This window comes from Janthinobacterium darwini (assembly GCF_051380905.1).
Classification (GTDB): domain Bacteria; phylum Pseudomonadota; class Gammaproteobacteria; order Burkholderiales; family Burkholderiaceae_D; genus Janthinobacterium.
The window spans coordinates 1,135,182-1,154,251 of the sequence record NZ_JBNYXX010000001.1 but is presented as its reverse complement, the minus strand read 5'-3'; the positions used below and the strand labels follow the sequence as shown (position 1 = coordinate 1,154,251).

Below are 19,070 nucleotides of genomic sequence, written 5' to 3'. Positions count from 1 at the left end.
CGGCTGACAGGGGGAGCGTGCTTAGTCTGCTAGCAATTGCGCCTTCACGGCATCGAGGATTTCCGCCGACAGGGCCTCGTCATCGACGGAACGGGCCAGCACCATGGCGCCCACCATGGCGGCAAACGTGGCGATCGCCTGCTGGCGCCGCTCTTCCGGCGCACTATCGGGCAGCAAATCCTGCAGCAGCGCGAACTGCTGCTGCGTGGCTTGCGTAAACGCAGGACGCGCGCCAGGCGACATGCGTGCCGCATCGACGCCCATGGCCGCCGCCGGGCAACCGCTGCCCGGCTGGTCGCGGTGCCTGGTGGTCAGATAGTTCTCGATAATGGCCGGCAGCGCCCGCTGCGGGTCGCTGGCAACCTTCCCCCGCCAGCCTTCCAGCGATTTATTCAAGGCATGCTGGCACGCCTCGATCATCAAGTCTTCCTTGGACGCGAAATGACCGTAGAAGCCGCCATGCGTGAGGCCAGCGTTCTTCATCAGGTCAGCCACGCCGATGCCGTCGTAACCCTTTTCGCGGAACAATCTGGCCGCCACGTCCACGATGCGCTCGCGGTTCAACGCCGCCTGTTCCCTGCTCACTTTCATGCTGGCCTCCCACTATGATGTCAATCATCATATAATTTTACACCCGTTTGCGCCACTCTGTTAGCAAGCGCACCGTCGGATGCTGGCGCCGCGACGATACTGAATCTTCGTTTCCACGGAGGCCAGCATGAACGAGAACAAGGACCAGTCCGCCGGTAACTTGCAGCGCCGCATACAGCAGGAGCAGGATGGCCGCGATGCAGCCAAACCCGCCGAGCAAAAAAGCAAGTCCCCCGTGCAGACAGGCAGCCGTAGCCAGCCAGTCCCTCCCCTGCCCGCCCAGCACCTGGCCAAGCCCGGCATCGAAGCGCAGATGCAGTTGAAACCCCGCTTCCTGGCACCCGACTACTGCGGCAGCGGCAAGCTGGCCGGCATGGTGGCCATCATCACGGGCGGCGATTCGGGCATCGGCCGCGCCGTGGCCGTGCTGTACGCGCGCGAAGGGGCCGATGTCGCCATCATTTACCTGAACGAGCACGCGGACGCCAACGAGACGCGCCGCTATGTGGAAGCGGAAGGCCAAAGCTGCCTCCTGATCCCCGGCGATGTGCGCGAACAGGGCTTTTGCCAGCAAGCCGTCAGCCAGGTGATGGAACGGTTCACACACATCGACGTGCTGGTCAACAACGCGGCCTTCCAGGAACATGCCGAATCGCTGCTGGACTTGAGCGAGGAACGCTTCGACCTCACCATGAAAACCAATGTGTACGGGTACTTTCACATGGCCAAGGCCGTGCTGCCCCATTTGCAGCGCGGGGCTGCCATCATCAACACGGGGTCCGTGACGGGTTTGCGAGGGTCGAAGCACTTGCTCGACTATTCCACCACCAAGGGCGCCATCCATGCCTTCACCATGGCGCTGGCCGGCAACTTGCTCGACAAGGGCATCCGCGTCAACGCTATCGCACCGGGCCCCGTCTGGACGCCGCTTAACCCAGCCGACAAGACGCCGGAGGACATCCAGAAATTCGGCGCGGACACGGACATGCGCCGGCCGGCCCAGCCGGAGGAATTATCACCCGCCTACGTCTTCCTGGCTTCGCCCGCCTGTTCCAGCTACATCACGGGCATCGTCCTGCCCGTCACCGGCAGCGCGGGAGAATAAGCGATGGCGCGCGCACTGTGGAAAGGCGCCATCAGCTTCGGCCTCGTGCACATCCCGGTCGAGCTGATTTCAGCCAGCCTCGAGCACGAACTGGATTTATCCATGCTGGACCGGCGCGACTTCGCGCCCATCGGCTACAAGCGCTACAACAAGCGCACGGGCAAGGAAGTCGAGTGGGACGACATCATCAAGGGCTATGAGTACAAGAAGGATGAATACGTGGTGCTGTCCGATGAAGATTTAAGGCAGGCGAATGTGAAGGCCACGCAAACCATCGCCATCGACACCTTTGTCGATGCGGTCGAGGTGCCGCTGACCTTTTACGAGCACCCGTATTACCTGCTGCCCGCCAAGGGCGGCGAAAAAGTCTATGCGCTGCTGCGTGAAACCTTGCGCAAGGCCAATAAGGTGGGTATCGCCAGCGTGGTCATGCGCACCAAGCAGCACCTGTGCGCGCTTGTGTGCGTCGGCGACGCCATCGTGCTCAACACCCTGCGCTACGCCGATGAACTGCGCCCTACGGATGACCTGGACTTGCCCGGCAGTACCCTGAAGGCAGCGGGCATATCCGAGAAAGAACTCAAGATGGCCATGTCGCTGGTGGAAGGCATGAGCGACACGTGGCAAGCGGCGCAATACCACGACAGCTATCGCGCAGACGTGCTGGCGCTGGTGAAGAAAAAGATCAAGGCGAAACAGACCAGGACCATCACGCCGCCTGCGCCCGAAGCGGCCGAAGAACGCAGCGGCAATGTGATCGACCTGGTCGCCCTCTTGCAGCAAAGCCTGGGCAAGAAAATGCCCGCCGCGCCAGTGCGCAAGCGCACGGCCTCCTCCACCTCCCGAAAACCGCCGCCAGCCAGACACAAGGCGGCCTGAAGCACGTATGGCCCCCGGGAGACTCTTTAATAATATAAATGCATTGACTTTGATCAAGCTTCTCGCTAGCGTATGCACACAGCCTGCCGCCCGGCAAGCCCTGTCATGCCTGCGGAAGAACAATGGATGCCGAGTTAGATCAGCTTATCCTCAACGGCGCCCCTGGCGGCGTTGTCATCACCAACGAAGAGCATGTCATCGTGCGGTGGACCGCCGGGGCGCAGCGCATTTTTGGCTATGCCATCGACGAAGCACTGGGCCGCACACTGTGGGAACTGGTCTCGCTGCCGGGTCAGGCGGAAGCGGCCCCGCTCATCAACGAGCAACTGGCGCTGCATGGCTGCTATGACCGCGAATCGCTGCGGCGACGCAAGGATGGCGAACTCATCTACGTCGATGTGGCCTGCCAGGCCGCACGCGCCACGCCCGACTCCCCCTGCTACCTGATTTCCACCATGAAGGACACGACCTTGCTGAAGGCGGCGCGCGACGCCCAGTTTGTCGATGTGCACTACCGGGTGCTGTTCGAATCGACGCCGGACAGCGTCATCATGGTCAATGCCACGGGCGCCATCGTGCTGGCCAACGAGCAGGCGCAGCGCCTGTTCGGCTATGCGGAGGGCGAATTGAGCGGCCGGCAAATCGATACCCTGTTGCCGCAACGCCTGCGCCACGCGCATGTGGGACACCGCGTGCGCTACTTTGACCAGCCCCGTACGCGCACCATGGGCGCCGACCTGGAATTGCTGGGCTTGCGCAAGGACAATGTCGAGTTCCCCGTCGAAATCAGCCTCTCTCCCATCCAGACGGAGATCGGCACCTTCGTCATCAGCGCCATCCGCGATGTCAGCGACCGGCGCCGGGCCGAGCAGAAGTTCCGCGGCTTGCTCGAATCGGCGCCGGACGCCATCGTCATCGTCAACGGCAATGGCGAGATTGTGCTCGTCAACTCGCAAACGGAACGCCTGTTCGGCTATTCCCGCGCGGATCTGCTGGGACGCAATGTGGAAGTGCTTATCCCGGCCCGCTACGCGCATGATCATCCGCAACACCGGCAAGCCTTTTCCACGGCGCCGCGCGCCCGCTCCATGGGCGCAGGCCTGGAACTGTATGGCTTGCGCCGCGACGGCACCGAATTTCCCGTCGAAATCAGCCTGTCGCCGCTGGAAACGGACGAAGGCGTGCTGGTTTCGTCAGCCATCCGCGACATCACCGAGCGCAAGCGCATCGAACACACGCTCAATGAGCAGAAAATCGAACTGGAACGGGCCAGCCAGGCGAAGGACCGCTTTCTCACCAGCATGTCGCACGAATTGCGCACACCGCTGAATGCCATCCTCGGCTTTGCCCAGCTGCTGGCCAACGAATCGCTGCCCGCGACCGTGCTGCAAAAGCGCGCCTTCGTGCAAAACATCGTCACCTCGGGCCGCCACCTCCTTACCCTGATCAATGAAATCCTCGACCTGGCGAAGATCGAGTCAGGCAGCCTGAGCCTGTCGATCGAGCCGGTGGCGCTGCCCGCGCTGATCGAGGAAGTGCGCGTGATGATGGAAGAACAGGCGCAGCAGCGCCAGCTCGAGATGGCCTTTTCGGACTGCGAGCAGCTGACCGTCAGGGCCGACCATACGCGCCTCAAGCAGGTGCTTCTGAACCTGCTGTCGAACGCCATCAAATACAACCGTCCCTCCGGCAAGGTAGTGCTGGAAATTTCGCAGCCCGATGTGCAGCGCGTGCGCATCGCCATCCGCGACACGGGCAAGGGCCTGGACGAGGCGCAGATGGAAGAACTGTTCCAGCCGTTTAACCGCCTGGGGCAGGAAGCGGGCAGCGAGGAAGGTACGGGCATCGGCCTGGTCGTCACCAAGCGCCTGGTCGAACTGATGGGCGGCACCATGGGCGTGCACAGCTGCGTCGGCGTGGGCAGCGTGTTCTGGATAGAACTCGACACCATGGCCGCGCCGCCCGAAAGGATGTCACTGGCCACGGAGGGGCTGGCCGAGCCTGCTGGCGACGCCGCGACCGATGCCGGCGGCCAGGCCCTGCTGCTGTACGTGGAAGACAATCCGGCCAGCCTGCGGCTGGTGGAAGACATTGTCAGCTTCCTGCCCCATCTGCGCATGATCTCGGCCACCGACGCGCGCCAAGGCATCGCGCTGGCGCTGGAGCGCCGCCCTGATGTGATCTTGATGGATATCAACCTGCCCGGCATGAATGGCAACCAGGCGCAGCGCATCCTGCGCAACGATCCGCGCACGGCGCACGTCCCCGTCATCGCGCTGACGGCCAATGCCATGAAAGGCGACATCCGGCACGGCCTGGCCGCGGGCTTTTTCCGCTACCTGACCAAACCCGTCGAGATTCCCCAGCTCAACGCTGCCATCGACGAAGCCCTGCAACTGACGCGCGCAGCCCTGCCATTCAAGCCGGCGGACTGAAACCCAGCTTTTTCATGGCCGCATCGATGCCCCTGGCGCTGCGCGCATAGCCAGCCCAGGGCGCATTGCCCACGTCGAGGCGGCTGTGGACGTTGCTCACCGTCCATTGATCGCCTGCCTTCAGCTTGTCGAGCTCATCCCAGGCCAGCGGCACGGAAATACCCAGCCCCGAACGCGTGCGGGCCGACCACGCGCATACGGTGGTGGCGCCCCGGCCATTGCGCAAATAATCGATGAAAGTCTTGCCGACGCGGTTGGCGGGACCGCTCTTGACGACAAAACGCGCCGGTATATGCTGCGCCAGGTGCGCCACGATGGCTTGCGAAAACGCCTTTACCGTGTCCCAGTCGTATTTCGGGCGGATCGGCACGACCACATGCAAGCCCTTGCCGCCGCTGGTTTTCAACCAGGCGGGCAGCCCCAGCTCCGTCAGGAAGGCGCGCAGCAGCACCGCCGCTTCGCGGATGGCTGGCCAAGCCACGCCCTTGCCCGGGTCCAGGTCGAACACCAGGCGGTTCGGCATGTCGTAGGCGCTGGCGAGCGCGTTTTGCGTGTGAAATTCCACCACATTCCACTGCGCCGCCGACAACAAGCCCTGTACGCTGGCCACTTCCAGCATGGGGGCATGCTGCGGGTCCAGGCCGGGATCGAGCTGTCTGATACCCGGCATTGTCGCGGTATCCGCGTGCTTCTGGAAAAACAGTTCGCCGCCCACGCCGGCCGGCGCGCGCACCAGCGACACGGGCCGGCCCCGCAGATGCACGAGCATCAGCTTGCCCACCAGCGCGTAGTAGCGCACCAGGTCGATCTTCCTGGCGCCGCTGTCCGTGTCGATCACCCTGTCCGCATGGCTGACCTTGAAACTGGCCGGCAAGACGCTGTCGGGCGTGGATTGCTTCTGCATGGTCTTCTCCCTGTCGATCCGCTGCGCCCGCTCGCGCACGATAGCGGCCGGCTTTTTATCCTCGCGCAAGCCGTGAAACACGCCATGGCGCACGGCCCCGCCACTGGTCCATTGCGCAAAACTCACTTCGGCCACCAGCTGCGGCTTGACCCAGATGGGCTGGCGCACGCCGCCCGCCTTGCCAGCAAACGGACTCGTCCCGATAGCCAGCGCTTCCAGGCGGCGCCGCAAGTCGCGCAAGACGGCATCGTCAAAGCCGCTGCCCACATTGCCTGCGTAGCGCAAATCCCCGTGCGCATCATGCACGCCCAGCAGCAGTGAACCGATCCCTACACGCGCGCCCTGCGGCGCCGTATAGCCACCGATGACGAATTCCTGGCGCAACCCGCATTTGAGCTTGATCCAGTCGCCGGAGCGCCGCGTGACGTAGGGCGAACCACGCCGCTTGCCGATCAACCCTTCCAGCCCCAGGCGGCAAGCCTGGTCCAGCAGTTGCTGCGGCGCAGCATCGAGCGCCACACTGAAACGCACCAGGGGCGAGACGGGCAATTTTTCCAGCAACCCCTGCAGCAGTGCCCTGCGCGCCTCGACGGGCTGGCTCCGCAAATCGTGACCATCGAAATACGCCACGTCGAACAGGTAATACACAATGTCGCTGCTCGTTTGCGCATCGAACGCGCGCTGCAAGGCACCGAAATCCGGATGGCCGCTGGCGTCGTTGACGACGATCTCACCGTCGTACCAGCCTGGCGGCAAACCCATCTTTTCCAACGCCTGCCGCAGCGTCGGCAATTTGGCCGTCCAGTCATTGCCATTGCGCGTGATTAAAACAACATGATCACCATCGCTACGCGCGAGCAGGCGGTAGCCGTCGAATTTCACCTCGAACAACCATTCCTGCGGGTCTGGCGGCGGAGCGTCAACCAGGGTGGCCAACTGGGGCGACAGGGTGGCGGGCAGCCTGGCGGCTGGCGCTGCAGCCTGCTCCACGCTCTTCTTACGCCTGGGCATGGCCTTGTTCTTGACGCTGTCGGGGAATTCGTCCACGACGGAAAATTCCACTGCCGGCCGGGCAAACGCGTCTTTTTCCTTGATCAGCAGCCAGGCAGGCTGCTTTTCGCGGCGCTTGTCTCCCCTGCCTTTCATGCGCACCAGCACCCAGTTCCCCTGCATCTTATGGCCATGCAAGGTGAATTTCAGCTCGCCGGCCGCCAGAGCCGCGCGCGCGTCCGGCGTCGCAGACTGCGCTTGCCATGTCCCGTGGTCCCATATGATGACCTTGCCCGCGCCATACTGTTTTTCGGGGATCGTGCCTTCAAAACCGGCGTAGGCCAGGGGATGGTCTTCCACCTGCACCGCCATGCGCTTGTCGCGCGGGTCGTAGCTGGGCCCTTTCGGTACGGCCCAGCTTTTCAGCGTGCCATCGAGCTCCAGGCGAAAGTCATAGTGCAAACGGCTGGCCCAGTGCTTCTGGATCACGAAGGTGAGCACCTCATTCGCATCCTCGCCACCACCTGCCGGCTCCGGCGTGGCGGCGAAATTGCGCTTGGCTTGATAGGTTTTCAAGGCGGCTTTCATGGCGGACCCATGCGGTGACGATGGCATCGAGTCTAGGCTGCCGAAGGCTGTGGCGCGGTACGCCAGCTAACAGAGTGCGTCTACGCCGCAGGCCATGCGGCAAGGCAGTCACACGGCAAGTGTAAGTATTTGTAATGGCGTGTCAACGCAATTGCCGCACGGCGCGTTTTTGGCTCAGTGACAGGGGAAATGCATCTCCTGAACGACAACCCACTTCTCGAGGAACTGCACCATGAAAAAAGTAATCGCTACTCTGATCGCCGGCTTGTTCGCTACCGCAGCCTTCGCTCAAACGCCAGCAGTGCCTGCCAAGGCCGAAGCCAAGCACACCAAGGAAGTGGCTAAAGCAGAAGCGAAAGAAACCAAGGCTGTCGTGAAAGCCGATGCCAAGGAAGCCGCCGTCGCAGCTGATGCAAAAGCCGATGTCGCCAGCGCCAAGGCCGATGCCAGCGCCACCAAGGCCAAAGCCCATAAAAAAGCGAAAAAAGCCAAGGCCAAGGCTGACGAAGCCAAAACTGAGGCAACGGCAGCAGCAGCCAAGTAATCAGTTCCGCGCGTTTTCCGCGCCACATAAAAAGACAGCTTCGGCTGTCTTTTTTCGTTTTCATGCCGCCATCATTCAGCAACAGCCGATAAAACAGCTGATTGTAAGAAAGTGTAAACAAGGTCAACGGCAAGCTTGCGGGGCGCGTTTTATGCTCAGTGACACGGGAATCATCCCGGCACCAACAGACATACCAGACAAACCACCACTGAGGACTGCACCATGAAAAAACGCATTTTCAACCTGAGCGCTACCCTGATCGCCGGCCTGTTCGCTACCGCTGCCTTTGCTCAAACACCCGCAGCGCCAGCAGCCTCGGTTCCCGCCAAAGTGGAAGCGGCCCATACCAAGGCTGTCGTGAAAGCCGACGCCAAGGAAGCGCAAGCCGTTGTGAAAGCGGATGCCAAAGAAGCGAAAGCCGTCGTCGCCGCTAAAACGGAAGTGGCAAGCGCCAAGACCGAAGCAACTGCCACCAAAGCAAAGGCACATCACAAGGCCAAGCACACCAAGGCCAAGGCCGACGCAAAAATGGCTTCGGCCACCGCTGAAGCAGCACCAGCAGCAGCCAAGTAATCATCGACACACCATCGCTCACCACTCGCCAGGAAAACAAAATGAAAAAAGTTATCGCCACCCTCGTCGCCAGCCTGTTCGCTACCGCAGCCTTCGCCCAAACCCCTGCCGCCCCGGCAGCGCCCGCCAAGGCGGAAGCGGCCCACACGAAAGCCGTGGCCAAGGCAGAAGCCAAGGAAACCAAGGCTGTCGTGAAAGCAGATGCCAAGGAAGCGGTCGTCGCCGCCGATGCAAAAGCCGATGTCGCCAGCGCCAAGGCCGATGCCAAAGCCACCAAGGCCAAGGCCCATCACAAGGCAAGCAAAGCCAAGGTGAAAGCGGATGCAGCGAAAGCGGCAGAAACCGTTCCGGCAACGCCAGCACCAGCGAAGTAAACGCGAACACAGCCACGGGAGCGCGTCCGCCGGGTCTGCGCTAGCGTGGCCACTTCGCCTGCAATACCAGGGACAGCTTCGGCTGTCCCTTTTGCATGGCGCAGTCTCCGCCGCGCCTTCATGCGAACTTCATCGAACAGGTCAGCTTGCGCGCGACAAAGCGCTGCACATGAGCGACACTGGCACTCCGTCCATCGCCACGAAAGCTGTCCATGCGCCGCCTGCCCCTGTCATTCCTCGCTACTCTCCTCATGTCCTGCGCCGCCCTGGCGCAGGACAGCGCCTCCGCCACCATCGCGCAAGTCCTGCAAGCCCAGGACGGCGACATCCATGGCGACCTGCGCGCCGTCGTCGTGCTGCGCGACGGCGCCATCGTGGCCGAGCGCTATTACAACGGCGAGACGGCCGACACCCTGCACGACATCCGCTCGGCCGGCAAAAGCATCACCGCGCTGCTGGTGGGCGCGGCCGTGGAGCGTGGCCAGCTGGCGACAACAAAAACGGCGGGCGACTACTGGCCGGGAGTGGCAGGCAGCCCCGCAGGCAAAATCATCCTCGACGACTTGCTCACCATGCGTTCGGGCCTGGCCGCCTTTGACGAAGACGAACACTCGCCGGGCAATGAAGACAAGCTCGACGAGGCGTCCGACCCCGACGCCTTTGTGCGCGGCGTGCCGGCCGCCGCTGCACCGGGCAGCATCTACCGCTACAACTCGCTGGGTTCGTATATCGCCGGGCGCGTGGTGGAAAGCGCCAGCGGCGCCGACCTGGAAGACTATGCCGCCAAGGTCCTGTTCGCGCCGCTGGGCATCACCCGCTGGAGCTGGGGCCGCGACGTCGCCAACCACCCGAAAGGACAGGGCAATCTGTCGCTGCGCGCACGCGACACGGCGAAGATTGGCCAGATGGTGCTGGACAAGGGCACGGTCGATGGCCGACCGGTCATCGACGCCGCCTGGCTGCAAGCCGCGCTGGCGCCGCGTGCAGCCATCGGCGCCGTGGACCGCTACGCCGACAGCTACGGCTATTTCTGGTACGCGAAAACGCAGGACATAGGGGACAAGAAGATCGCCGTGCATTTCGCCTCGGGCAATGGCGGCAACAAGATCTATGTGATCCCCGCGCGCCGCATGGTGGTGAGCATCGCATCGAGCGCGTATGGAAAGGGCTATGGACAGCGCCGTTCGGAAGACATCCTGAAGGCCATCCTGAAGGCGGATGCAACGCAGATGTAAGCGTTTGTAATGACCGTCAACGCAAGCGTTCGGGGGCGCGTTTTATGCTCAGTGACACGGGAATCATCCCGGCACCAACAGACACACCAGACAAACCACCACTGAGGACTGCACCATGAAAAACGTAATCGCCACCCTGATCGCCGGCCTGTTCGCTACTGCTGCCTTTGCTCAAACGCCTGCAGCTCCTGCCACCCCGGCAGCCTCGGTTCCCGCGAAAGTGGAAGCGGCACACACCAAGGCCGTCGTGAAAGCGGACGCCAAGGAAGCCAAAACGGTCGTCAAAGCCGATGCGAAAGAAGCGAAAGCAGTCGTTGCCGCGAAAACGGAAGTAGCCAGCGCGAAAACCGACGCTGCAGCTACCAAGGCCAAGGCGCACCACACCGCCAAGAAAACCAAGGCCAAAGCTGACGAAAAGCTGGCATCGGCCACCGCCGCTGCACCAGCACCGGCACCAGCCAAGTAATTCCGACACACTATACTGACCACACCATACCAAGGATCTCATCATGAAAAAAGTTATCGCCACCCTGATCGCCAGCCTGTTCGCCACCGCCGCTTTCGCCCAGACGCCAGCCGTCGCGCCAGTCGCTCCCGTGGCGCCGGTTCCTGTCGTCGCCCCTGTCGCCAAGGCAGAAGCGCCGGCAGCCGCAGTCAAGCCAGCGGCGCACAAGAAAGCCAAGCATCACAAGGCGAAAAAAGCCGCAGCGGCAACGCCAGCAGCTCCGGCCGCAGCGGCAGCTTCCGCACCGGCAGCAGCGCCAGCCAAGTAATCGCGGCGGCACCAAGCAAAAAGACAGGGTTTTCCCTGTCTTTTTTTTCGTCCGATTTTTCGTCTGTTTATTTCGGCATCAGCACCGTGTCGATGACATTGATCACGCCATTCGATTGATACACATCGTAGGTACTGATGTTGGCGCTATTGCCGCCCTCATCCATTACGACGATGTTGTGCATGCCGTTCATGGCGAACATCAGCTTGCCCCCGCTGGCCGTGGGCAGGATCGCTTTGCCGTCGTGCATCTTGATTTCCTTGGCCAGCGCCTTGAAGTCATATTTGCCGGGCACCACGTGGTAGGTGAGGATTTTGCTCAGCGTCGCCTTGTTTTCGGGTTTGACCAGGGTCTCGACAGTGCCGGCGGGCAGCTTGCCGAAGGCCGCATTCGTCGGCGCGAACACGGTAAATGGCCCCTTGCCTTTCAAGGTATCGACCAGGCCGGCAGCCTTGACGGCAGCCACCAGGGTCGTGTGGTCAGCCGAATTGACAGCGTTATCGACGATGTCCTTGGACGGATACATGCTCTGACCACCCACCATGGTCATCATGTCGGCGGCAAAGGGGGCGCTGGCGGCCAGCATGGAAGTGATGAACAGTGCTGCGGGAACGAAGGTGCGCATGGTGATATCTCCTGGATGACTGCGTTTGCGTGATTGCAGGAGTATTTACGCGCCCTTTGCGCAAACGGATTCAACTGACTGCAAACAAAAAAACGGCGCCGTGCAAACGCACGACGCCGTTCCCGATATGCATCCCTTGCCGCGGGCAGGACACTCCAGCCCGCGGTGCCGGGAAACTAGTTGGCCGCGACCTGCGGCTCCGCCTCGCCCCAGCCGCCGCCCAGGGCGCGGATCAGCGCCACCGTGGTGACGGCGCGGTTGCCGCGCAATTGGACGGCGTTGCGCTCGATGGTCGCCAGGTTGCGCTGTGCGTCGAGCAGATCGAGGTAGCTGGAACGACCCGCGTCGTACAGCTTTTGCGCCAGGTCGGCCGAACGGCGCGCCGAGACGACGGCTTCGTCGATCTGCTGCGTCTGGCCCGACAGGATGCGCAGGCCGGCCAGGTTGTCTTCCACCTCGGCGAAGGCCACCAGCACGCTCTGGCGATACGTCGCCACCGACTCTTCCAGCTGCGCTTCGCTGCGGCTCACGGCAGCTTTATTACGGCCGCCGTCGATGATGGGCATCGACATCAGGGCGCCCAGCAGCCAGGAGCGGCTGCTCCACTTGAAGATGTCCGAGAAGGTGTCGGACGCACCGCCGCCGGAGGCGTTCAGGGTCAGGGCCGGGAACATGGCAGACTTCGCCACGCCGATGCGCGCATTCGACGCTTCCATGGTGCGCTGCGCCGACGCGATGTCGGGACGGCGCTCCAGCAGGGACGATGGCATGCCGGCCGGGATCACGGGCAGGAAGCCGCTGTCCTGCAGCGGGTTGACGGTCGCCGTGAAGCTGGCGGCCGGCTTGCCCAGCAGGACGGCCAGCGCATGTTCGCTGGTGGCGCGCTGGCGCTGCAGACCGATGGCTTCGGCGCGCGTCGTCGACAGCTCCGTGCGGGCACGGGACAGGTCGAATTCGCCGATGTCGCCCAAGTCATAGCGGCGCTGGTTCACATGCACGCTTTCCTCGCGCAGGCGCACCGTCTGTTCCAGGGTCACCAGTTCGGCATCCGTGGCGCGCAGCTGGAAGTAGGTTTGCGCCACGTCCGCCTGCAAGGACAGCAGCACCGAACGGTAGGTCGCTTCCACGGCCAGCGCATCGCTGCGCGAGGCGCTGACATTCGATGCCACCCTGCCGAACAAATCGACTTCGTAGCTGGCCGTCAGGTTGGCCTGGTAGACGTTGGTCGCCGCCACCGGTGCGCCGTTCGGCAAGCCGAGCGACACGGCCGAAGCGCGGTTGCGCTGGCCGCCCACGTTGACGCCCACTTGCGGAATGCGGTCCGCTTCTGCGATGCCGGCAATGGCCCTCGCCTGCTTGACGCGGGCCGCGGCCACCGCCAGATTGGCGTTGGCTTGCGTGGCTTCGTTGATCAGGCTGGTCAACGCCGGATCATTGAAGGCCAGCCACCATTCGCCGCGCGCCTGGCGCTCGGCAGGCACGCCCTGCTTCCAGCGCGTGCCATCGGCTGCCGTCTGCACGGCCGGCAAGGTTTGCGCTTCCTTGAACGCCGTCGGCGTCTCGATCTGCGGCTGCTTGAACTCCGGCGCCGCGCAGGCGGCCAGCAGCACGGCGGCGGCCATGGCGGTCAGCACGGGCTTGACGCGCCCGACGATTTCCTTGGTTTTCAATATATATCTCCTTCCAGGTCCAGCGCTGGCGCGGCGACAGGCTTGGCGGCAGCGGCGGCTGGTTTTTTCTCAAAACGCTGCGCCAGGGTGCGCAGCAGTACATAGAACACGGGCGTCAGGAACAGGCCGAAGAAGGTCACGCCCAGCATGCCGGCGAACACCGCCACGCCCATGGCATGGCGCATTTCCGAACCGGCACCGTGCGAGAACACGAGGGGCACCACGCCCATGATGAAGGCGATCGACGTCATCAAAATCGGACGCAGACGCAAACGGCAAGCTTCCAGCGCCGCTTGCACGACGGTGCGGCCATGTTCTTCCAGTTCGCGGGCAAATTCCACGATCAGAATCGCATTCTTCGACGCCAGTCCCACCAGCACGAACAGCGCGATCTGGGTGAACACATTGTTGTCGCCACCGGTCAATTTGACGCCCAGCAAGGCGCACAGGATCGACATCGGCACGATCAGGATCACGGCCAGCGGCAGGGTCCAGCTTTCGTACTGGGCAGCGAGCACCAGGAACACCAGCAGCACGCACAGCGGGAACACATAGATCATCGTATTGCCGGACAAGATGTCCTGATAGGTCAGCTCCGTCCATTCATACGAAATCCCCTGCGGCAGCACTTCCTTGGCGATGCGTTCCAGCGCGACTTGCGCCTGGCCGCTCGATACGCCAGGGGCTGCGCCGCCGTTGAAATCGGCTGCGGCGTAGGCGTTGTAGCGCTGCACGCGGTCCGGACCATAGCTATCCTTGACGCGCATCAACGACGACAACGGGATCATTTCGCCCTTGTTATTGCGGACTTTCAGCTGCGCGATATCCTGCGCATGCGAGCGGAACTCGGCATCGGCTTGCACGCGCACCTGGTAAGTGCGGCCAAACTGGTTGAAGTCATTCACGTACAGCGAACCGAGGTTGATCTGCAAGGTCTGGTAAATCGTTTGCAGCTGCACGCCCATCTGCTTGGCCTTCACGCGGTCGACGTCGGCGAACAGCTGCGGCACGTTGATCTGGTAGCCCGAGAACACGCCCGCCAGTTCCGGCGTCTGGTACGCTTTCGCGGCCAGCGCCTGGGTGGCGTTGTACAGCGCGTCGTAACCGAGGTTGCCGCGATCTTCGATCATCATCTTGAAGCCGCCGATGGTGCCCAGGCCGTTGACCGGCGGTGGCGGGAAGACCATGATGAAGGCGTCCTGGATGCCGCCCAGGCGTTTGTTGATCTCGGCCGCGATGGCACCGCCCGACAATTCCTTGGTGGTGCGCTCGTCGAACGGCTTCAGCGTGGCGAAGACGATGCCGGCGTTCGGCGCATTGGTAAAGTCGTTGATCGACAGGCCGGGGAAGGCGATGGTCGACTCGACGCCAGGCACCGACTTGATGACGTCGGACATGCGGCGCACGACATCTTCCGTGCGGTCCAGCGAAGCGGCGTCAGGCAATTGCGCAAAACCCACCAGGTATTGCTTGTCCTGCGCTGGCACGAAGCCGGCCGGCACGGACTTGAAGGTGAAAATGGCGGCGACGACCAGCAGTGCATACACGCCCAGCGAGGCGCTCTTGCGGCCCAGGACGCCCTTCACGCCCGCTTCATAGCGGTGCGAAGCGCGGCCGAAGAAGCGGTTGAACCAGGCGAAGAAGCGGCCGAAGATCATGTCCATTCCGCGCGTCAACGCGTCTTTCGGCGCATCGTGCGGTTTCAGCAGCGCGGCCGACAGGGCTGGCGCCAGGGTCAGCGAGCTGAAAGCGGAGATCACGGTCGAAATGGCGATGGTCAGCGCGAACTGGCGATAGAACTCGCCCGACAAACCAGGCACGAAGGCGATCGGCACGAACACGGCGCACAGCACCAGGGCGATGGCGACGATGGGACCACTGACCTCTTTCATGGCCTGGATGGTGGCGTCGCGCGGCGACAAGCCTTCCTCAATGTTGCGCTCGACGTTTTCCACCACCACGATGGCGTCATCGACGACGATACCGATGGCCAGCACGAGGCCGAACAGCGACAGCGTGTTGATCGAGAAGCCAAAGCCCAGCATCACGGCAAAGGTACCAACGATGGAGACAGGAACAGCCAGCAGCGGAATGATGGACGCGCGCCAGGTTTGCAGGAAGATGATCACCACCAGCACCACCAGGGCGATCGCCTCGAGCAGGGTATGGATCACGGCTTCGATGGACGAGCGCACGAACTGCGTGGGGTCGTACTCGATGCGGTATTCCACGCCCTGCGGAAAGTCTTTTTTCAGCTCGTCCATCTTGGCGCGCACGTCGGAAGACAGTTGCAGCGCGTTGGCATTCGGCGCCTCGAAAATACCCATGCCGACGGCAGGATTATTGTTCAGCAGCGAACGCAACGAGTAGCTGTTGGCGCCCATTTCCACGCGCGCCACGTCCTTCAGGTGCGTCACGGCGCCGTCGGCATTGGTGCGCACGATGATGGCGCCAAATTCCTCGGGCGTCTGCAGACGGCCCTGGGTATTGACGGTCAGCTGGAAGTCCGAGTTCTTCGCTGGCGAGGCGCCGATCACGCCGGCGGCCACCTGCACGTTCTGCTCGCGGATGGCGTCGACGACGTCATTGGCCGTCATGCCGCGCGCCGCTACCTTTTGCGGGTCGAGCCAGATACGCATGGCGTAATCGCCCGCGCCGAAGATCTGGATGTCGCCCATGCCGGGCAGACGGGCCAGCTGGTCCTTGACGTTCAGCACCGCATAGTTACGCAGATACATGTCGTCATAGCGCTTGTTCGGCGAGACCAGATGCACCACCATGGTCAGGTTGGGCGAGGACTTGACGGTCGTCACGCCGATCTGGCGCACTTCCTCGGGCAGGCGCGGCAAGGCGCGCTGCACGCGGTTCTGCACCTGCGTCTCGGCCTGCTCGACGTTGGTACCGATCTTGAAGGTCACGGTCAGCATCATCGAACCATCGGACGTGTTTTGCGAGGACATATAGAGCATGTTCTCGACGCCGTTGATCTGTTCTTCGAGCGGCGCGGCCACGGTTTCGGCGATCACTTTCGGGTTGGCGCCCGGGTACTGCGCGCGCACCACCACCGATGGCGGCACGACGTCGGGATATTCGGAGATGGGCAGGCCGAATATCGACAGCAGCCCGGCCACGAATATGACAATCGACAGCACCGCCGCGAAAATCGGCTTGTCGATGAAAAAGCGGGAAAAATTCATGTTTATTCCTTGGAAGTCGATGCTGCTTTCGCGGCGATCTTGGCGTCTTTTGCTTCAGGTTTTGCGGGGGCGACTGGCGCGGTCGGGTCAAAATCCATGGCCACCATCTGCGGCGTCACGGGCGCGCCGGGGCGTACGCGCTGCAAGCCGTTGACGACGATCTTTTCGCCCGCTTTCAAGCCTTCGCGCACCACGCGCAAGCCGTCCGAGTTCGGGCCCAGCTTCACGGCGCGGTATTCAGCCTTGTTGTCTGCGCCTACCACGTAGACGTATTTGCGGCTCTGGTCCGTGCCGACGGCGCGGTCGGAGATCAAGAGCGCCGTGCTTTGCGCCTGAGGGCCATTGCCGCCATCGAGCTGGATGCGCGCGAACAGGCCGGGCACCAGCTGGCGCTCGGCGTTGGCAAAGGTGGCGCGCATGCGCACGCTGCCTGTGGCCGGGTCGAGCTGGTTGTCGACGAATTCCAGCTTGCCTTCATGCGGGAAGCCCGTTTCATTGGCCAGGCCCACCTTGACGGTGACGGGCGTGCCCTTTTGCGCCGTGCCGGCCACGCGCAAATACGTATCTTCATCGCCGTCGAAGCTGGCGTAGATGCGGTCCGTCGATACCACGGAGGTCAAAATGGCGGAAGCGTCGATCAGGTTGCCGACCGTGATTTCCGCCTTGCTGGCACGGCCGCTGATCGGCGCCTGCACCTGCGTGTAAGACAGGTTCAGTTTGGCCGCTTCATACGCGGCTTGCGCCGAGCGGGCGTTAGCGTCCAGCTCTTTCAGACCCGAGGCCTTTTCATCGAATTCGCGCTGGGCGATGGCTTTTTCAGCCAGCAGCTTTTCAGCACGCGACAGTTCCAGCTTGGCCAGTTCCGCCTTGGCACGGGCCGAGGCGGCCGTACCTTCGGCGCGCGACACTTCGGCCTGGAAGGGGCGTGGATCGATGACGAACAGCACATCGCCCTTTTTCACTTCGCTGCCCGGCTTGAAGTTGACGGCGGTGATGAAGCCGCCGACGCGCGAGCGGATTTCCACGCGCTCGATCGCTTCCAGGCGGCCCGAGAATTCCTGTGTTTCCGTGATCTGTTTTTCGATGACGGCGGCGGCCGAGATGGGCGGGCCGCCGGCCGCTGGCGCGTCGGGCACCTTGCTATTGGCCGTATCGCAACCGGCCAGGCTCACGGCCACCAGTCCTGCCAGCGCGAGCGAGGCAGCCAGGGGCTTCAGCAGAGTGGAAAATTGTTGAACGTTTTTCATTTTATTTCCCTGTTTTATGAAAATTTTTAATGGTATGGGCGGCAGAAAGCAACCCAGCTAAAAGTGGAAACTACAGCGTATGGTGGTGCCATGGCGCCCGACGGCGCTCGATCAAAGGTAAACAGGCCGCCAGCTGCGTAAAAGCGGACGGGGACGACGAAGCTGGCTGTGCGAGCGCACAACGCAGACAAGATGGGAACTACACTGCGTAGTGTAGCAACCGAAACTCAAAAAGTAAACTAGTTAGTGTAAGTTTTTTTGCGTTGCCGCAGATGGCGGCGTCATGACTCGGGCTCCTGCCCCAGTCCAGCGACAAAGCTGGCGATTTCACCCAATACCTGCACCTTGCAGGCGCACTCATTGCGGGCACCTGCATCCTGCAGCGGCGCGGCGGCCATGCGCCTTACGGTGGTCTTGATGCCGCAGGCGATCAATTTGCTGCCGTATTGTTCAGCCTCGTCGCGCAATGGGTCATCTTCGCTGGACAATATCAAGGCTGGCGGCAGGTTCTTCAGGCGACTCGACTGCAATGGCGACGCGTACGGATGGGTACGGTCAGCGGCATTCGGCAGGTAGCCACGGTAGGCGGCGGCGCATTGATCGGCCACTTCCGCCAGGTCCGGACAGGTCGGCAAGTGGCGCATCGAGCAGGTCGACAGGCCGGGGTCGAGCATGGGCATGATCAGCACCTGGCCCGCGAGGGGCGGTCCGCCCCGGTCGCGCGACATCATGGCGCATACGGCAGCCAGGTTGGCGCCCGCTTCGATGCCCGACACCACCATCTGCTTGCCCGTCCAGCTCAGCTTGGACTTGTTCTTTTTTGCCCACAACAGCACGGCATGCGCGTCTTCCACGGCGGCGGGGAATGGCCGCACCTTCGCCAGCGTGTAGTTCGCGGCCAGCACCACGTGGTCGGGATTGCTCAGTACGAGGCAGCGCAGGAAATCGTCCGCGTCTTCCAGGTCGCCGTCGACAAAACCGCCGCCATGGAAGAAGACGATCAGGCTGGACTGCTTGGCGCCCGGCACGCCGGCCGTGTAGACGCGCGCGGCGAGCGCATCTTGCGCGCCCTGCACCTGGATGTCGCGTATCTTCAGCGCCTGGCCAGGTGCCAGTTCGGCCGAGGTCTCGGCAACGCTCATTGCGCTACCACCGGCTGCACCGCAACATCGCGTACCGCGTCGTTCAGGCACAACAGGGCGACGCCGCCCACCTCATGGGTCAGGGCGCTATACGCACTGGCTTCGCTTTGCGCCGCCAACGAATATGCATCCGTCGATACCATCGCGGCCAGAGCGAGCGAGCTCATAGCGAGAGCAAGCACTGCAAAGATTCCATTC

17 protein-coding genes are annotated in these 19,070 nt (G+C 62.7%); 9 read left to right on the top strand and 8 right to left on the bottom strand.

All coding sequences use genetic code 11. From position 1 onward, the window contains the following. Positions 1-21: 21 nt before the first annotated feature. A complete protein-coding gene (locus ACQ4WZ_RS05295) occupies positions 22-591 on the bottom strand; it encodes a TetR/AcrR family transcriptional regulator (RefSeq protein ID WP_101481849.1) in 570 nt (189 codons plus the stop codon). A gap of 127 nt (positions 592-718) precedes the next feature. Between ACQ4WZ_RS05295 and ACQ4WZ_RS05290 the strand changes: the two genes are divergently transcribed. From ACQ4WZ_RS05290 to ACQ4WZ_RS05280, 3 genes are all read left to right on the top strand, one after another. Then, complete coding sequence (locus ACQ4WZ_RS05290) at positions 719-1,696, top strand: SDR family oxidoreductase (protein WP_436572738.1); 978 nt, start codon at positions 719-721, stop codon at positions 1,694-1,696. 3 nt (positions 1,697-1,699) lie between these two features. Next, positions 1,700-2,575: a non-homologous end joining protein Ku gene (gene ku, locus ACQ4WZ_RS05285; protein ID WP_101481851.1), complete on the top strand. Its 876-nt coding sequence runs from the start codon at positions 1,700-1,702 to the stop codon at positions 2,573-2,575. A 122-nt stretch (positions 2,576-2,697) separates the two neighbouring features. Next, positions 2,698-5,010, top strand: coding sequence for a PAS domain S-box protein (locus ACQ4WZ_RS05280; RefSeq protein WP_436572737.1), 2,313 nt, complete (start codon positions 2,698-2,700; stop codon positions 5,008-5,010). Here the strand turns inward: ACQ4WZ_RS05280 and ligD are convergent. Next, positions 4,994-7,492, bottom strand: coding sequence for a DNA ligase D (ligD, locus tag ACQ4WZ_RS05275; protein ID WP_436572736.1), 2,499 nt, complete (start codon positions 7,490-7,492; stop codon positions 4,994-4,996). The genes ACQ4WZ_RS05280 and ligD overlap by 17 nt on opposite strands. Before the next feature lie 232 nt (positions 7,493-7,724). Here ligD and ACQ4WZ_RS05270 point away from each other — a divergent pair, with 232 nt between their 5' ends. The 6 genes from ACQ4WZ_RS05270 to ACQ4WZ_RS05245 all read left to right on the top strand — a co-directional run bounded on the left by ACQ4WZ_RS05270 (position 7,725) and on the right by ACQ4WZ_RS05245 (position 10,991). Further along, positions 7,725-8,036 carry a hypothetical protein gene (locus ACQ4WZ_RS05270; protein WP_101481853.1) on the top strand — a complete coding sequence of 104 codons (312 nt, stop codon included), beginning with the start codon at positions 7,725-7,727 and terminating at the stop codon, positions 8,034-8,036. A gap of 222 nt (positions 8,037-8,258) precedes the next feature. Beyond that, on the top strand, positions 8,259-8,609 hold the full coding sequence (locus tag ACQ4WZ_RS05265) for a hypothetical protein (protein ID WP_101481854.1): 351 nt from the start codon (positions 8,259-8,261) through the stop codon (positions 8,607-8,609). Positions 8,610-8,650: 41 nt separating this feature from the next. Then, positions 8,651-8,983: a hypothetical protein gene (locus tag ACQ4WZ_RS05260; protein WP_101481855.1), complete on the top strand. Its 333-nt coding sequence runs from the start codon at positions 8,651-8,653 to the stop codon at positions 8,981-8,983. Between the two features lie 212 nt (positions 8,984-9,195). Then, on the top strand, positions 9,196-10,218 hold the full coding sequence (locus tag ACQ4WZ_RS05255) for a serine hydrolase domain-containing protein (RefSeq protein WP_218973457.1): 1,023 nt from the start codon (positions 9,196-9,198) through the stop codon (positions 10,216-10,218). 115 nt (positions 10,219-10,333) lie between these two features. Next, positions 10,334-10,684: a hypothetical protein gene (locus ACQ4WZ_RS05250; RefSeq protein ID WP_101481857.1), complete on the top strand. Its 351-nt coding sequence runs from the start codon at positions 10,334-10,336 to the stop codon at positions 10,682-10,684. Positions 10,685-10,727: 43 nt separating this feature from the next. Continuing rightward, on the top strand, positions 10,728-10,991 hold the full coding sequence (locus ACQ4WZ_RS05245) for a hypothetical protein (protein ID WP_101481858.1): 264 nt from the start codon (positions 10,728-10,730) through the stop codon (positions 10,989-10,991). Positions 10,992-11,058: 67 nt separating this feature from the next. On the opposite strand, the gene ACQ4WZ_RS05240 is transcribed toward ACQ4WZ_RS05245, so the two are convergent. The 6 genes from ACQ4WZ_RS05240 to ACQ4WZ_RS05215 all read right to left on the bottom strand — a co-directional run bounded on the left by ACQ4WZ_RS05240 (position 11,059) and on the right by ACQ4WZ_RS05215 (position 19,039). Next, on the bottom strand, positions 11,059-11,616 hold the full coding sequence (locus ACQ4WZ_RS05240; protein ID WP_436572735.1) for a fasciclin domain-containing protein: 558 nt from the start codon (positions 11,614-11,616) through the stop codon (positions 11,059-11,061). Between the two features lie 176 nt (positions 11,617-11,792). Further along, positions 11,793-13,238, bottom strand: a complete 1,446-nt coding sequence (locus ACQ4WZ_RS05235; RefSeq protein WP_436573856.1) for an efflux transporter outer membrane subunit — start codon at positions 13,236-13,238, stop codon at positions 11,793-11,795. 44 nt (positions 13,239-13,282) lie between these two features. Next, positions 13,283-16,483, bottom strand: a complete 3,201-nt coding sequence (locus ACQ4WZ_RS05230; protein WP_133990450.1) for an efflux RND transporter permease subunit — start codon at positions 16,481-16,483, stop codon at positions 13,283-13,285. Positions 16,484-16,485: 2 nt separating this feature from the next. Next, positions 16,486-17,730, bottom strand: a complete 1,245-nt coding sequence (locus ACQ4WZ_RS05225) for an efflux RND transporter periplasmic adaptor subunit (RefSeq protein ID WP_133990448.1) — start codon at positions 17,728-17,730, stop codon at positions 16,486-16,488. Between the two features lie 281 nt (positions 17,731-18,011). Further along, positions 18,012-18,872: an alpha/beta hydrolase gene (locus ACQ4WZ_RS05220; RefSeq protein ID WP_436572734.1), complete on the bottom strand. Its 861-nt coding sequence runs from the start codon at positions 18,870-18,872 to the stop codon at positions 18,012-18,014. Further along, positions 18,869-19,039, bottom strand: a complete 171-nt coding sequence (locus ACQ4WZ_RS05215; protein WP_166674734.1) for a hypothetical protein — start codon at positions 19,037-19,039, stop codon at positions 18,869-18,871. The genes ACQ4WZ_RS05220 and ACQ4WZ_RS05215 overlap by 4 nt, the downstream gene beginning before the upstream one ends. Positions 19,040-19,070: the final 31 nt, after the last annotated feature.

Excerpts from the sequence above, each read along its gene's own strand:
- ACQ4WZ_RS05260 (WP_101481855.1), top strand. The coding sequence starts at position 8,651 with ATGAAAAAAGTTATCGCCACCCTCGTCGCCAGCCTGTTCGCTACCGCA.
- ACQ4WZ_RS05255 (WP_218973457.1), top strand. The coding sequence starts at position 9,196 with ATGCGCCGCCTGCCCCTGTCATTCCTCGCTACTCTCCTCATGTCCTGC.
- ACQ4WZ_RS05230 (WP_133990450.1), bottom strand. The coding sequence starts at position 16,483 with ATGAATTTTTCCCGCTTTTTCATCGACAAGCCGATTTTCGCGGCGGTG.
- ACQ4WZ_RS05215 (WP_166674734.1), bottom strand. The coding sequence starts at position 19,039 with ATGAGCTCGCTCGCTCTGGCCGCGATGGTATCGACGGATGCATATTCG.
- ACQ4WZ_RS05225 (WP_133990448.1), bottom strand. The coding sequence starts at position 17,730 with ATGAAAAACGTTCAACAATTTTCCACTCTGCTGAAGCCCCTGGCTGCC.
- ACQ4WZ_RS05280 (WP_436572737.1), top strand. The coding sequence starts at position 2,698 with ATGGATGCCGAGTTAGATCAGCTTATCCTCAACGGCGCCCCTGGCGGC.
- ACQ4WZ_RS05265 (WP_101481854.1), top strand. The coding sequence starts at position 8,259 with ATGAAAAAACGCATTTTCAACCTGAGCGCTACCCTGATCGCCGGCCTG.
- ku (WP_101481851.1), top strand. The coding sequence starts at position 1,700 with ATGGCGCGCGCACTGTGGAAAGGCGCCATCAGCTTCGGCCTCGTGCAC.
- ACQ4WZ_RS05245 (WP_101481858.1), top strand. The coding sequence starts at position 10,728 with ATGAAAAAAGTTATCGCCACCCTGATCGCCAGCCTGTTCGCCACCGCC.
- ACQ4WZ_RS05250 (WP_101481857.1), top strand. The coding sequence starts at position 10,334 with ATGAAAAACGTAATCGCCACCCTGATCGCCGGCCTGTTCGCTACTGCT.
- ACQ4WZ_RS05240 (WP_436572735.1), bottom strand. The coding sequence starts at position 11,616 with ATGCGCACCTTCGTTCCCGCAGCACTGTTCATCACTTCCATGCTGGCC.
- ACQ4WZ_RS05235 (WP_436573856.1), bottom strand. The coding sequence starts at position 13,238 with ATGGCCGCCGCCGTGCTGCTGGCCGCCTGCGCGGCGCCGGAGTTCAAG.
- ligD (WP_436572736.1), bottom strand. The coding sequence starts at position 7,492 with ATGAAAGCCGCCTTGAAAACCTATCAAGCCAAGCGCAATTTCGCCGCC.
- ACQ4WZ_RS05270 (WP_101481853.1), top strand. The coding sequence starts at position 7,725 with ATGAAAAAAGTAATCGCTACTCTGATCGCCGGCTTGTTCGCTACCGCA.
- ACQ4WZ_RS05295 (WP_101481849.1), bottom strand. The coding sequence starts at position 591 with ATGAAAGTGAGCAGGGAACAGGCGGCGTTGAACCGCGAGCGCATCGTG.
- ACQ4WZ_RS05290 (WP_436572738.1), top strand. The coding sequence starts at position 719 with ATGAACGAGAACAAGGACCAGTCCGCCGGTAACTTGCAGCGCCGCATA.
- ACQ4WZ_RS05220 (WP_436572734.1), bottom strand. The coding sequence starts at position 18,872 with ATGAGCGTTGCCGAGACCTCGGCCGAACTGGCACCTGGCCAGGCGCTG.